The sequence below is a fragment of the Rhizobium sp. 57MFTsu3.2 genome (assembly GCF_012932765.1).
GTDB classification, from domain to species: Bacteria; Pseudomonadota; Alphaproteobacteria; order Rhizobiales; family Rhizobiaceae; genus Rhizobium; species Rhizobium altiplani.
On record NZ_JDWI01000022.1, the window covers coordinates 26,094 to 38,967 of the forward strand.

Genomic DNA, 12,874 nt, shown 5'->3' on the forward strand with positions numbered 1-12,874 from the left:
GCCTGCGGGTGAGTAATTGCTCATGAGCAAAGCGAATGCTCGCACTCATCTTCTGGGAGGAAGATATGACATTGAGAACTCTCCTGCTGGGCGCCTGCTCAGCACTGGCGTTTGCCGGCATGGCTTCGGCCGAAACGTTGACCATCGCGACCGTGAACAACGGCGACATGATCCGGATGCAGAAGCTGACGGATGACTTCAAAGCAAAGAACCCCGGTATTGAACTCGAGTGGGTAACGCTCGAAGAAAACGTCCTGCGCCAAAAGGTTACGACCGACATCGCAACCAAGGGCGGTCAGTACGACGTTCTGACGATCGGTACCTATGAAGTTCCGATCTGGGCAAAGCAGGGTTGGCTGCTGCCACTCGACAATCTCGGCGCCAACTACGATACCGACGACCTGCTGCCGGCAATCCGCAGCGGCCTGACCACCGACGGCAAGCTCTACGCAGCGCCGTTCTACGGCGAAAGCTCGATGGTCATGTACCGCAAGGACCTGTTCGACGCCGCCGGCCTGAAGATGCCTGACGCGCCGACCTGGGATTTCATCGCGGATGCCGCGAAGAAGATCACCAACAAGGACAAGGAAATCTACGGCATCTGCCTGCGCGGCAAGGCTGGCTGGGGCGAAAACATGGCCTTCCTGACGGCTATGTCGAACTCCTTCGGCGCCCGCTGGTTCGACGAGCAGTGGAAGCCGCAGTTCGATCAGCCGGAGTGGAAGGACACGCTGAACTTCTACGTCAACCTGATGAAGGACGCCGGACCTCCCGGTGCTTCGTCGAACGGCTTCAACGAAAACCTGGCGCTGTTCCAGACCGGCAAGTGCGGCATGTGGATCGACGCGACCGTTGCTGCGTCCTTCGTCAGCAACCCGAAGGAATCGACCGTGGCTGACAAGGTCGGCTTCGCTCTGGCTCCGGACAAGGGCCTTGGCAAGCGCGGCAACTGGCTCTGGGCCTGGAACCTCGCCATCCCGGCAGGCTCGCAGAAGGTCGAAGCGGCCGAGAAGTTCGTCGCCTGGGCAACCAGCAAGGATTACACCAACCTGGTCGCCGAGAAGGAAGGCTGGCTGAATGCACCTCCCGGTACCCGCTCCTCGCTCTATGCGAACGCGGATTACCAGAAGGCGGCGCCTTTCGCGAAGATGACGCTCGACAGCATCAACGCGGCTGACCCGACAAAGCCGACCGTCAAGCCGGTCCCTTATGTCGGCGTCCAGTTTGTCGCCATTCCTGAATTCCAGGGCATCGGCACGGCCGTCGGACAGCAGTTCTCCGCAGCTCTTGCAGGACAGGTTTCTGTCGACCAGGCACTGCAGAGTGCGCAGCAGCTGACGACCCGCGAAATGACCAAGGCTGGTTATATCAAATAGGTAAAACCTCCTGAGAAGGCGGGGGAGTTGAGACCCCGCCCATCTGGGTCGCCGAATGCCCAAATTGCGTCGGCGCCCCTTTTTTCTTAGCTGCCCTGCAGCCGTCTGCCCTTTTGAAGAGGATCGGTCATCGCCATGGCAACGTTACACACCCGCTCCGCAGCGCGAATGATGATCGCACCGTCCGTTGTGCTTCTCTTCCTGTGGATGATCGTCCCGCTCGTGATGACGATCTATTTCTCATTGCTGAATTACAATCTGCTCAGCCCGGGCATGGAAACCTTCGTCGGCTTCCTGAACTACAAATATTTTCTGACCGACCCGGCCTTTATCGCCGCCTTGCTCAACACGTTGCTGCTGGTGCTCGGCGTGCTCCTGATCACTGTCGTGGGCGGCATCGCGTTTGCGCTGCTCCTGAACCAGGATATCTACGGGCAGGGGATCGTTCGCATCCTGGTGATCGCACCCTTCTTCGTGATGCCGACGGTTGCGGCTCTGGTGTGGAAGAACATGTTCATGAACCCGGTCAACGGGCTCTTCGCACATCTCGCCAAGGCGCTTGGATTGCAACCCTTTGACTGGCTTGCCAACGCGCCGCTCTTCTCGATCATTCTGATCGTCGCGTGGCAGTGGCTGCCTTTCGCGACGCTGATCATGCTCACCGCCCTTCAGTCACTGGACGAAGAACAGCAGGAAGCTGCCGAAATGGACGGCGCCGGCGCGATCTCGAAATTCTTCTACATCATCCTGCCGCACATGGCCCGCGCCATCACGGTTGTGATTCTGATCCAGACGATCTTCCTGCTCTCCGTCTTTGCCGAAATCCTGGTGACGACGAACGGCGGGCCTGGCACGCAAAGCACCAACCTTACCTTCCTCGTCTATTCGCAGGCATTGCTGCAATTCGATATCGGCGGCGCCTCGGCGGGTGGTATCGTCGCGGTTATCCTTGCCAATATCGTTGCGATCTTCCTCGTGCGCCTTGTTGGCAAGAATCTGGAGGCTTAAGATGGCTAGAAAGGTCTCAACTCGACGCAAAATGGTCATGACGGCGGTCGCCTGGGCGCTCGGCATCCTGATCTTCTTCCCGATCCTCTGGACGTTCCTGACGAGCTTCAAGACGGAAGCGGATGCCATCGCCTCGCCGCCGCAGTTCCTGTTCTTCCACTGGACGACCGAGAGCTACGCGGAAGTGCAGAGCCGCTCGAACTACCTCAGTCACTTCATGAACTCGGTGATCATTTCCTTCGGTTCGACGCTGATCGGACTGATCATCGCGATCCCGGCCGCCTGGGCGATGGCGTTTTCGCCGACCAAGCGGACGAAGGACGTCTTGATGTGGATGCTGTCGACGAAGATGATGCCGCCGGTCGGGGCGCTCATCCCGATCTACCTGATGTTCAGAAATTTTGGCTTGCTCGACAGCCGCAGCGGTCTGGTGATCATTCTCACTTTGATCAACCTGCCGATCATAGTGTGGATGCTCTACACCTACTTCAAGGAAATCCCCGGCGAGATACTTGAGGCGGCCCGCATGGATGGTGCTTCGCTCTTCAAGGAGATCATCTACGTGCTTACGCCGATGGCGGTGCCGGGCATTGCATCGACGCTGCTTCTCAACATCATCCTTGCCTGGAACGAAGCCTTCTGGACTCTGAACCTCACTGCCTCGAAAGCAGCGCCACTGACGGCGTTCATCGCTTCCTATTCCAGCCCCGAAGGCCTGTTTTATGCCAAGCTTTCGGCAGCATCGACCATGGCGATCGCCCCGATCCTGATCCTCGGCTGGTTCTCGCAGAAACAACTCGTCCGCGGCCTGACCTTCGGCGCGGTGAAATAAGACACTACGGAGAGAAACATGGGCAGCATTACCCTTCAAAAAGTCTCGAAGGTCTTCGGCGAAGCCAAGGTCATCCCGTCCATCGACCTCGACATCAAGGACGGCGAGTTCGTCGTCTTCGTCGGGCCTTCGGGCTGTGGCAAGTCCACTCTGCTCAGGCTGATTGCGGGCCTCGAGGACGTGTCGGATGGCAAGATCGTGATCGACGGAAAGGATGCAACCGAGAAAGCCCCGTCAGAGCGCGGCCTTGCGATGGTGTTTCAGTCCTATGCGCTCTATCCGCACATGAGCGTGCGCAACAACATCGCCTTTCCGCTGAAGATGGCCAACGTCGACAAGGCCGAGATTGACAGAAAGGTCGCAGACGCCGCACGCGTCCTCAACCTCACCGACTATCTTGAGCGCAAGCCGCGCCAGCTCTCGGGCGGCCAGCGCCAGCGCGTCGCCATCGGCCGCGCGATTGTACGCCAGCCATCGGCGTTTCTGTTCGACGAACCGCTTTCGAACCTGGATGCCGCCCTTCGCGTCAACATGCGCCTGGAGATCAGCGAACTTCATCAGCAGCTGAAGACCACGATGATCTACGTCACCCACGACCAGGTGGAAGCCATGACCATGGCCGACAAGATCGTCGTGCTGAACCGTGGAAATATCGAACAGGTCGGCTCACCGCTTGAACTCTACCACAAGCCGCGAAACCTTTTCGTCGCGGGCTTTATCGGCTCGCCGAAGATGAACTTCGTCAAAAGCCAGTATGCCGCGCAATTCGGAGCGCACACGATCGGCGTGCGGCCGGAACATGTGCTGTTGTCGACCGAAAGCGGCGACTGGAAGGGCAAGGTCATGGTCGCCGAACATCTCGGCGCGGACACCTTCCTGCACGTGGATGTCGAGGGTATTGGTCATGTCACCGCGCGTGGCGGCGGCGATTTCCCGGCAAAGGCCGGCGATGTCGTCTATCTGACTCCCGACAAGACGCGGATCCACAAATTCAACGAGGGTGGTCTCACCATCTGAGAGCATTGCTGCCGGGTTGGGGACAAGAGCGCACGCCGGACAAAGCGCCCGGCGTACCGATGCCGGGATCTTAGCCGATCCCGAAGACCTTCAAGAGGACTGAAACATGACGTGCAAACTATCGCTGGCAACGCTTTCCGAGGTGGCAAAAACGGCCGCCGTACCGACCTACGAGCGGGCGTCGTTGAAGGCGGGCATCGTGCACTTCGGCGTGGGCAATTTCCACCGCGCCCACCAGGCGATCTATCTGGACGACCTGTTCAATCTGGGTCAGGATCATGACTGGGCGATCATCGGCGCGGGTATTCTCCCTTCCGACGCCGCAATGCGCGAGAAGCTCGCCGCCCAGGATTTCCTGACGACGGTCGTCGAGCAGGACAACAACAAGACTGCTGCGCGCGTTACGGCGCCGATGATCGACATCCTGCCGGTCGGTGACGCCAAGGCGATTATCGCCAAGCTTGCGGATCCAGCGATCCGCATCGTTTCGATGACGATTACCGAGGGCGGCTACTTCATCGACGCCTCGGGCAAATTCAATCCCGGTCATCCGGCGATCGCTGCGGACGGCCAGAATCCTGCCGAGCCGAAGACCGTCTTTGGCCTTGTCGTCGCCGGTCTCAAGGCGCGCAAGGAGAAGGGCATCGTGCCTTTCACCGTCATGTCCTGCGACAACATTCCCCACAACGGCGTCGTCACGTCGAATGCCGTCGTTGGCACGGCGCGTCTCTCCGATCCTGCCTTTGCCGACTGGATCAAGGCGAACGTCGCCTTCCCGAATGCCATGGTGGACCGCATCACGCCGGCAACGGGTCAGCGCGAAATCGACTTGTTGAAGGACGCCTTCGGCATCGAGGACAACTGGCCCGTCTATTGCGAAGAGTTCAAGCAGTGGGTGCTGGAAGACAAGTTTACGGCGGGGCGGCCGGCGCTTGAGAAGGTCGGCGTCACCTTCGTGCCCGATGTAACGCCCTACGAGCACATGAAGATCCGCATTCTGAACGGGGGACATGCGGCGATCGCCTATCCGGCAGCGCTGATGGATATCCATTTCGTGCACGACTCGATGGAGGATCCGTTGATCCGTGCCTTCCTCGCCAAACTTGAGAAGGATGAGATCATCCCGATCGTTCCGCCGGTCCCGGATACCTCGCTGACGGACTATTTCGCGCTGATCGAGCATCGGCTTCTCAATCCGAAGATTGCCGACACCATCCCGCGCCTGGCACAGGACGGATCGAACCGACAGCCGAAATTCATCCTGCCCTCTACGCTCGACAATCTGAACCAGGGGCGGGACGTGGTCGGGCTCGCGCTGGTTTCTGCTCTGTGGTGCCGCTATTTTGCCGGCAAGACGGACAGCGGCAAGGACATCGTCTTCAACGACGCCAGCGCCGATCGGCTGCATGCGGCCGCACTGAAGGCCAAGGACAATCCGATGGCGTTCCTCGTTTTCGACGACACCTTTGGCGAGGTGTCAAAATCCGAGCTGTTCCGAAAGCGCTTTGCCCACGCATTGAAAACCCTGTGGGAAAAGGGCACGCGTGAAACCCTGCAGCTTTATCTTGATAACAAGCTTGCTGTGTAAGGATCACTGGCGGCATTCCTGCCGCCGGCTTCCGCCTTATCCGGCGGATGCATCTTCCTGCACCAACTGCGATTGGGTCTGCCATGGCTGAGGCTGAAACACGGCTCGTCATCTTTGATTGCGACGGCGTGCTCGTCGATAGCGAACCGATATCGGTGAGCGTTCTCGTGAAGGCGATGAACGATCTCGATGTCCCGATTACCGAGGAAGAGGTCTATGGCCGTTTCCTCGGGCGAAGTCTCGCGACTGTCATCGAGACGATGAAGACCGAATACAACGTCCACCCGGGTCAGGAATTTCTTGAGCAAATCCGCACCGATCTCTACGCCCGGTTTCGCAGGGAGCTGAAGCCGATGGCCGGGATCGCCGAGACGATCGACACCCTCGGCATTCCCTGTTGCGTCGCCTCTTCCAGCCAAGTCGAGCGTATCCGCCTGTCGCTGACGGTCACCGGCCTGATCGACCGGCTGCCTGATATCTTCAGCGCAACCATGGTCAAGCATGGCAAGCCCGCGCCCGATCTCTTCCTGCATGCGGCGCACGAAATGAACGTAGAGCCCGCCAATTGCGTGGTCGTGGAGGACAGCCCCGCCGGGATCGAGGCGGCGAAGGCAGCGGGCATGAGGGTGTTTGCCTTCACGGGCGGATCACACGCCAATTTTTCCGGCTATCGCGCTGAACTTGACCGACTTTCTCCCGAAGCCGTGTTTGACGCCATGCCGGATTTAATACACCTTGTCCGCAAACATAAGCAGGACGGGATGCACCTTTAATGCCTCAGCATGTGGTTGCGGTTGATATCGGCACGGGCAGTGCGCGCGCCGGCGTCTTCGACGCTCGCGGCGCATTGCTGGGCAAGGCCGAACACCCGATCATCATGAACAGGCCGCGTGAAAACCACGCCGAGCATGACTCCGAAGACATCTGGTCGGCGGTCTGCATTGCCGTTCGCAAGGCGATGGAGCAATCAGGCGCGGCGCCAGCATCGGTGGGCGCGATCGGTTTCGATGCTACCTGTTCGCTCGTCGTGCGCGATGTCGACGGCAACCAGATCAGTGTTTCCACAGGCGGAGAGCGCCGTTTCGATACGATCGTCTGGCTCGATCACCGGGCGCTGAAGGAAGCCGATTTCTGCACGGCGACGGAACATCCCGTGCTGGAGCACTCCGGGCACTTCATGTCGCCGGAAATGGAAATGCCGAAGCTGATGTGGCTGAAGAAGAAGCTGCCCGGCACCTGGATGAACACCGGCTATCTGTTCGACCTCGCCGATTTCATGACCTGGAAAGCAACTGGCGCGCTCGCCCGCTCGCGCTGCACGCTGACGGCCAAGTGGAATTATCTCGCACATCTCGACAAAGGGTGGCGGAAGGATTTTCTCGAGCGGATTGGGCTCGATGACCTACTGGATCGCGGACGGCTGCCGGAGGAAACGGTGCCGGTCGGCAAGAGTGTCGGGACGCTGACGCAAGAGGCCGCCTCGGCGCTCGGGCTGACGACGGCGTGCCATGTTTCCTCAGGCATGATCGACGCCTATGCCGGGGCGCTGGGTGCGCTTGGCGGCGAGGCGCAGGATGCTCGCAGGCTGGAACGCCAATTGGCGCTGATCGCCGGCACCTCGAGCTGCATCGTTTCGTTCTCGCGCGAGCGCAAACCGAGCCACGGCATGTGGGGGCCGTATTACGAAGCCGTCTTTCCTGAATCCTGGCTTGTCGAGGCGGGGCAATCGGCAACGGGCGCGCTGCTCGATCATATCGTGCGGATGCACGCAGCCGGTGGCGAGCCAACGGCTACGCTGCATCAGAAGATCGTCGAGCGTATTGCGCAGCTTCGCGCCGAGGAGGGCGACGAGTTCGGTGCCCGCATCTTTATACTGCCGGATTTTCACGGCAACCGCTCGCCACTCGCCGATCCGCATGCCGTCGGCAGCATCAGCGGCCTGACGCTCGACACGTCGTTCGACGGACTCTGCGCGCTCTATTGGCGCGCAGCAGTCGCGATCGCGCTCGGGATCCGTCACATCCTCGAGCGGATGAAGGAATATGGCTATGTGCCTGACACCCTGCATGTCGCAGGCGGCCATGTGAAAAATCCGGTGCTGATTGAGCTCTATTCCGATGCAACCGGCTGCAGGGTCGTTGTGCCGAAGATGAACGAGGCGGTGCTCCTCGGTACGGCGATGGCCGCTTCCGTGGCGTGCGGTCTCTATCGAGATCTCGCAGAAGCAGGGGCGGCCATGTACTCCGGTGGCGAAGAGCGATTGCCGGATACAGCCAAGCAGGCATTTTATGACCGGGATTATCGCCGGCTGCTTGCCATGTATCGCCACCGCGCGGAACTGGAAGCGATGGAGTAGGCGCCTAATCCTGGAAGACTCTACCGGTTTCCGCCGTCTCCAAGCATGCTGCCGAATTCAGCCATGCGACGGGTGCGGGCGCCTGCTTCTTCGCCGGCCGCAGTGACAACGTCTTCCGACAGACAGTCGAGGAGGACCATCAGCGGCGGCAGGTTGTCTTCGTCATCGGATCGGGCAGGCGGAAGGGCGAGTACGATATTGGCCTGATCCGGAATCCAGTTGGTGCCTTGTGCTGTAATCAAGATAACCTTGTATCCATAGCGCCGTGCCGTCCGGGCCAGCAGCCGGGCTTTGCCAAAGCGCCGGCTGTCGATCACGATCAGCAAGGCGTCATTGCCATCGAGCCGTGCGAAGAGTTCGGCGAAGCGGCTGCCCGTTCCATCAAGCGCGTGGACGCCGTCGCGCGCATGGGTCAATCGCTGAGCAAAGTGGGACGCGAAGCCGGAAAGATGAGCATGCGAGGCGACAAGAACCTCATGAGCGGATGATATCATCGACACGGCTTCATTCCAGAGGGGCTGGCCCGTCAAATGGTAGATATGGTGCAGCGCCTGGATCTGCTCGGAGACCAGTACCGCGAGCGGCTTGCCGGCAGAAGCGTCGGCCTGCAGCTGGGTGAGCGATGCCTGCATCTGCATTGGCGAAATGGTGGTTGTTTCGCGGATATGGACCTTGACGCTGTCGAGCCCCTGATAGCCGAGCGCGCGTAGAAAGCGGCCCACCGTCATGGGGCTCAGATCCAGCCGATCGGCAACCGACGCGGCTGTTTCGAACGGCAGGTCGTTCAGATGCTCGGAGAAATATTTCGCGATTCGTCGTTCGGCCGGCGTGCCGGACTTGGCATACTGGCGGAGCTTCTGAACAAAATCTTCCACGTTGGCCCGTCCCGATCTTCCCGAAAGCATTTCTCGGATACGCATGGCCAACGCTTGTCGTTTGCAACTATTCCGGAAGCTGCGTTTCAGGATCAAGCAATCATAGTTGATAAATTACTATATAGTAACATAGATTTTCCGACAAGTTTTGGGCTAGTCATCCGAGTTTGTTTCAGCCTTGCCGTTCAAAGTTCGGATTCCTACATGGTTGTTGCAACCGGAGACCTCGGAATGATCTTTCAGGCGGCCCGCCTATCTCTCATCAATCTTTTCGCGCCAGAGACGCGGTCAGTGTTCTGGAAGGTCCTGGGATTGACCCTCCTGTTGCTCGTCGGGCTTTGGCTGGCGCTGCGCAGTGCGTTCATATCGTACGTCTTCCCGTGGATTGCCAGTTTCTTTCCCGCCATGCCGGACTGGGCAGGGTGGCTCGGCTTCGTGTTTGCGATCGCAGCCAGCCTCGGCCTTGCACTTGGCCTGGCGCTTTTGCTGTCACCGGTGACGGCATTGGTTGCCGGCCTGTTTCTCGACGATGTGGCCGAGGTGATTGAAAGACGGGATTATCCCTCGGATCAGTCTGGAACGGCGATGCCGCTCGGTCCGGCGCTCACAAGCTCGATCAAGCTTCTTGGCGTGGTTATCCTCGGCAACATCGTGGCGCTTTTTCTGCTGTTCGTGCCGGGCGTCAACATAATCGCGTTCTTCCTCGTCAACGGCTACCTGCTCGGCCGCGAATTCTTCGAGTTTGCTGCAATGCGGTTTCGTTCGCCGCAGGAGGCACGATCGTTTCGGGCCAAACATGCGGTGACGGTGTTCCTTGCGGGGCTTGTTATTGCGGGCTTCCTTGCCATCCCGATCGTCAATCTGCTGACGCCGCTTTTCGCCGCTGGATTGATGGTGCACCTGCACAAGCTGGTTTCGCGCGAGGACGCGGGCTTTCGCGGGTAGGGCCAAATCGGTAGCGCCGCGATCTGCCGCAGACTTACTCGACGGCCTCTCCAACCACTTGGCGCGGTAGCTCGACCAGCGGCGCCGGCACGTCGCAGCTCTTTTCCGGCGACTTGCAGATATCGGCGATGACGCAGCGCTCGCATTCCGGCTTGCGTGCCTTGCAGGTATAGCGGCCATGCAGGATCAGCCAGTGGTGGGCATGATAGAGATAGTGCTTCGGTACCACCTTCATCAGCCGCTCCTCGACCTCGTCGGGCGTCTTTCCCGGCGCCAGCTTGATTCGGTTGGCGATGCGGAAAATGTGTGTGTCCACCGCCATCGTCGCCTGATCGAAAGCCATGGAGAGCACGACATTGGCGGTCTTGCGGCCGACACCGGGGAGCATCACCAGCTCGTCACGCGTTTGCGGCACAGCGCCGCCGAATTTCTCGACCAGCATCTGTGAGAGAGCGATGACGTTCTTCGCCTTGTTGCGGTAGAGGCCGATCGTCTTGATGTAGTCGCGCACCCGCTCCTCGCCGAGTGCCAGCATCTTTTCGGGCGTGTCGGCAACCCTGAAGAGTGCGCGTGTCGCCTTGTTGACGCCGGCATCCGTCGCCTGGGCGGAGAGGGCTACAGCGACGACGAGCGTGAACGGGTTCGTGTGTTCCAGTTCGCCTTTCGGCTCCGGCCGCTGGATGGAGAAGCGACGGAATATCTCCTCGCGCTCGGCTTCGGAATAGGCAGAACGGACCGTTGCCGGCTTCTTCTGGCGAACGATCACTTTTGAGTTCTGCGACGATGTGACGGCGGATTTGAGTTTCGGAGTTGGCATGGAAAACCTATACTTGCCAGCCATGATGGAAAGCAACGCCGATAAAGCCGACGAACAACCTGTTTTTGCCGCCGAGCTTTTTCCTTACCGGTCGCTTGGCCGCAAGGGTTTCAAGGTGTTGCTGCTTTTGACCGGCGCAGTGTGCTGCCTGTATGGCATGTTCTTCGTCGTGACGGGCGCCTGGCCGATCGGCTTCTTCTTCGGGCTTGATTTTCTGCTCCTCTACGGCGCCTTCTGGCTGAACTATCGGTCTGGCCGCGCGCGGGAGGAAGTGACCGTGTCGCGTACGGATATTTCCGTCCGCAAGTTCGCGCCCTCCGGTCGGATGATCGAGCATCACTTCAATCCCTTCTGGACGCGCTTCTTCGTTCGCAGACATCAGGAGATAGGCATTCTTTCCATGTATATTTCCGGCGAAGGAAGGGGCACGGATATCGGCTCCTTCCTCAATCCCGATGATCGCGAGAGCTTCGCTAAGGCCTTCAAGGGGGCGCTTGCCACCGTCAAACAACGGATTTGACCGGCACGCAAGAATCGGGTGGCTTGCGAGGGGTCACTTGACTATCTCCTTGGTACAAGGAGAAAGATCATGAATATGGTAGCCAAGCTGAACAAAGACATCACGCCTGATGGCTCTGATTACGAGACCGTGCGCCAGGTGATCGAACTCATCACCGAGGACTATCGCGATCAGCCGTCGTTGGAGACGATCGCAGCGCGGCTCAATCAGTCGCCGACGCAGTTGCAGAAGACGTTTACGCGGTGGGCCGGCCTGTCTCCGAAGGCTTTCCTGCAGGCAGTCACGCTCGACCACGCGAAGCGGCTTCTACGCGAGGAAGCTATGCCCCTTCTGGAGACCTCGATCGAGGTCGGGCTGTCCGGCCCCAGCCGCCTGCACGATCTCTTCGTCACGCATGAGGCGATGTCGCCCGGCGAATGGAAGGCCAAAGGCGGTGGGTTGACGATCCGCTACGGCTTCCATCCTTCACCCTTTGGGGTTGCGCTTGTGATGGCGACGGACCGTGGCCTCGCGGGGCTTGCTTTCAGCAATTACGGTGACGAGGCCGCGTGTCTCGATGATATGACATGCCGCTGGCCGAATGCGACCTATGTCGACGATATCGAAGCGACGGCACCTTACGCAACGCGGATCTTTGAGCCGGGCCGCTGGACATCGGACCAGCCGCTGCGTGTCGTGCTGATCGGCACCGATTTCCAGGTGCAGGTGTGGGAAAGCCTGCTGAAGATCCCCTTCGGCAAGGCCGTCACCTACAGCGACATCGCCCACGACATCGGCCGACCGACAGCGATGCGCGCGGTTGGTGCGGCGGTCGGCGCCAATCCGATTTCCTTCGTGGTTCCCTGCCATCGCGCGCTCGGCAAAAGCGGGGCGTTGACGGGGTACCATTGGGGCCTGACGCGCAAGCGGGCCATGCTCGGCTGGGAGGCGGCGCACGCCTGATCGCGGCGACGCATCGATCCAACCTGTGGATACGCTTCCTCCCTCGGGAGTCCTGCCATCAAAAACTCAGGATTCACCTGCTTGATTCCATGGCTGGGACTCGAGGAGGCGGAAATGAACCCTGGAGAAAAGCCATGCAAGGTCGTCGGCATTGCCGTTGGCCTGCTTGCGATGTCGCTGGTTCCGGCCTGGGCGGGCTGCAAATCGGCGATGAGTAGCCCGGAATGGCCGGATGTGGCGCGCGCGATATCGACCGCGCAGTTATGCGAACAGCTTCCCGTGGGACCCAATCGAACCAGCAGCTTCAAGGTTGTGTCTGCAGATGTCTGTTCGACGGGGGACAGTCTCGCATCCATCAGGGCGACGGCGCTATTGACCTGCGAAACTGGCGACAATTCGCTCTTCCAGATGGCGCCGGTGGAAGGCAAGGTTGTTGCCACCGTCGCCCTTGATGTGGGTGCATGCAGGATCACGGACACCCATCTAGAAATCGATGGCGAGATCGGAAGTCTTTTATCGGCACTGCCGGATACCCAGGATTTCGGGCGCAACTGGGCGCAATCGCAACTGTCGCATCTGTGCCAGCTGCGATAGCGGA

General features: G+C 59.8%; 13 protein-coding genes. 11 read left to right on the forward strand and 2 right to left on the reverse strand.

Features of this window, described 5'->3' with window-relative positions; genetic code table 11:
* The first annotated feature begins 65 nt into the window (after nt 1-65).
* The 7 genes from AF71_RS21195 (at nt 66) to AF71_RS21225 (ending at nt 8,177) form a co-directional block, all read left to right on the forward strand.
* Entirely contained in the window at nt 66-1,376 is a 1,311-nt protein-coding gene (locus tag AF71_RS21195) for a sugar ABC transporter substrate-binding protein (RefSeq protein WP_026371702.1), read from the forward strand.
* Nucleotides 1,377-1,511: 135 nt separating this feature from the next.
* On the forward strand, nt 1,512-2,384 hold the full coding sequence (locus AF71_RS21200; protein WP_169682950.1) for a sugar ABC transporter permease: 873 nt from the start codon (nt 1,512-1,514) through the stop codon (nt 2,382-2,384).
* A gap of 1 nt (nt 2,385) precedes the next feature.
* Entirely contained in the window at nt 2,386-3,216 is an 831-nt protein-coding gene (locus tag AF71_RS21205; RefSeq protein ID WP_026371704.1) for a carbohydrate ABC transporter permease, read from the forward strand.
* Nucleotides 3,217-3,234: 18 nt separating this feature from the next.
* Nucleotides 3,235-4,233: an ABC transporter ATP-binding protein gene (locus AF71_RS21210; protein WP_018856481.1), complete on the forward strand. Its 999-nt coding sequence runs from the start codon at nt 3,235-3,237 to the stop codon at nt 4,231-4,233.
* 106 nt (nt 4,234-4,339) lie between these two features.
* Complete coding sequence (locus AF71_RS21215) at nt 4,340-5,821, forward strand: mannitol dehydrogenase family protein (protein WP_018856482.1); 1,482 nt, start codon at nt 4,340-4,342, stop codon at nt 5,819-5,821.
* A gap of 83 nt (nt 5,822-5,904) precedes the next feature.
* A complete protein-coding gene (locus AF71_RS21220; protein WP_018856483.1) occupies nt 5,905-6,594 on the forward strand; it encodes an HAD family hydrolase in 690 nt (229 codons plus the stop codon).
* The gene (locus AF71_RS21225) at nt 6,594-8,177 is read left to right on the forward strand and encodes an FGGY-family carbohydrate kinase (RefSeq protein ID WP_169682952.1); all 1,584 of its coding nucleotides are present in this window, start codon (nt 6,594-6,596) and stop codon (nt 8,175-8,177) included. Before AF71_RS21220 ends, AF71_RS21225 begins: the two co-directional genes overlap by 1 nt.
* Nucleotides 8,178-8,197: 20 nt before the next feature.
* On the opposite strand, the gene AF71_RS21230 is transcribed toward AF71_RS21225, so the two are convergent.
* Nucleotides 8,198-9,052 (reverse strand): MurR/RpiR family transcriptional regulator, encoded by an 855-nt coding sequence (locus AF71_RS21230; protein WP_025658852.1) that lies wholly within the window; start codon nt 9,050-9,052, stop codon nt 8,198-8,200.
* Nucleotides 9,053-9,283: 231 nt separating this feature from the next.
* On the opposite strand from AF71_RS21230, the gene AF71_RS21235 reads away from it, so the two are divergent.
* Complete coding sequence (locus AF71_RS21235; RefSeq protein WP_169682967.1) at nt 9,284-9,997, forward strand: sulfate transporter family protein; 714 nt, start codon at nt 9,284-9,286, stop codon at nt 9,995-9,997.
* Between the two features lie 34 nt (nt 9,998-10,031).
* On the opposite strand, the gene nth is transcribed toward AF71_RS21235, so the two are convergent.
* A complete protein-coding gene (gene nth / locus AF71_RS21240; protein WP_113471970.1) occupies nt 10,032-10,814 on the reverse strand; it encodes an endonuclease III in 783 nt (260 codons plus the stop codon).
* A 22-nt stretch (nt 10,815-10,836) separates the two neighbouring features.
* Between nth and AF71_RS21245 the strand changes: the two genes are divergently transcribed.
* The 3 genes from AF71_RS21245 (at nt 10,837) to AF71_RS21255 (ending at nt 12,870) form a co-directional block, all read left to right on the forward strand.
* The gene (locus AF71_RS21245) at nt 10,837-11,334 is read left to right on the forward strand and encodes a DUF2244 domain-containing protein (protein ID WP_026371706.1); all 498 of its coding nucleotides are present in this window, start codon (nt 10,837-10,839) and stop codon (nt 11,332-11,334) included.
* Between the two features lie 69 nt (nt 11,335-11,403).
* A complete protein-coding gene (locus tag AF71_RS21250; RefSeq protein WP_018856489.1) occupies nt 11,404-12,276 on the forward strand; it encodes a bifunctional helix-turn-helix domain-containing protein/methylated-DNA--[protein]-cysteine S-methyltransferase in 873 nt (290 codons plus the stop codon).
* 114 nt (nt 12,277-12,390) lie between these two features.
* Nucleotides 12,391-12,870: a hypothetical protein gene (locus AF71_RS21255; RefSeq protein ID WP_018856490.1), complete on the forward strand. Its 480-nt coding sequence runs from the start codon at nt 12,391-12,393 to the stop codon at nt 12,868-12,870.
* Nucleotides 12,871-12,874: the final 4 nt, after the last annotated feature.

Excerpts from the sequence above, each read along its gene's own strand:
- AF71_RS21210 (WP_018856481.1), top strand. The coding sequence starts at position 3,235 with ATGGGCAGCATTACCCTTCAAAAAGTCTCGAAGGTCTTCGGCGAAGCC.
- AF71_RS21200 (WP_169682950.1), top strand. The coding sequence starts at position 1,512 with ATGGCAACGTTACACACCCGCTCCGCAGCGCGAATGATGATCGCACCG.
- AF71_RS21250 (WP_018856489.1), top strand. The coding sequence starts at position 11,404 with ATGAATATGGTAGCCAAGCTGAACAAAGACATCACGCCTGATGGCTCT.
- AF71_RS21255 (WP_018856490.1), top strand. The coding sequence starts at position 12,391 with ATGAACCCTGGAGAAAAGCCATGCAAGGTCGTCGGCATTGCCGTTGGC.
- nth (WP_113471970.1), bottom strand. The coding sequence starts at position 10,814 with ATGCCAACTCCGAAACTCAAATCCGCCGTCACATCGTCGCAGAACTCA.
- AF71_RS21195 (WP_026371702.1), top strand. The coding sequence starts at position 66 with ATGACATTGAGAACTCTCCTGCTGGGCGCCTGCTCAGCACTGGCGTTT.
- AF71_RS21215 (WP_018856482.1), top strand. The coding sequence starts at position 4,340 with ATGACGTGCAAACTATCGCTGGCAACGCTTTCCGAGGTGGCAAAAACG.
- AF71_RS21225 (WP_169682952.1), top strand. The coding sequence starts at position 6,594 with ATGCCTCAGCATGTGGTTGCGGTTGATATCGGCACGGGCAGTGCGCGC.
- AF71_RS21245 (WP_026371706.1), top strand. The coding sequence starts at position 10,837 with ATGATGGAAAGCAACGCCGATAAAGCCGACGAACAACCTGTTTTTGCC.
- AF71_RS21220 (WP_018856483.1), top strand. The coding sequence starts at position 5,905 with ATGGCTGAGGCTGAAACACGGCTCGTCATCTTTGATTGCGACGGCGTG.
- AF71_RS21205 (WP_026371704.1), top strand. The coding sequence starts at position 2,386 with ATGGCTAGAAAGGTCTCAACTCGACGCAAAATGGTCATGACGGCGGTC.
- AF71_RS21235 (WP_169682967.1), top strand. The coding sequence starts at position 9,284 with ATGATCTTTCAGGCGGCCCGCCTATCTCTCATCAATCTTTTCGCGCCA.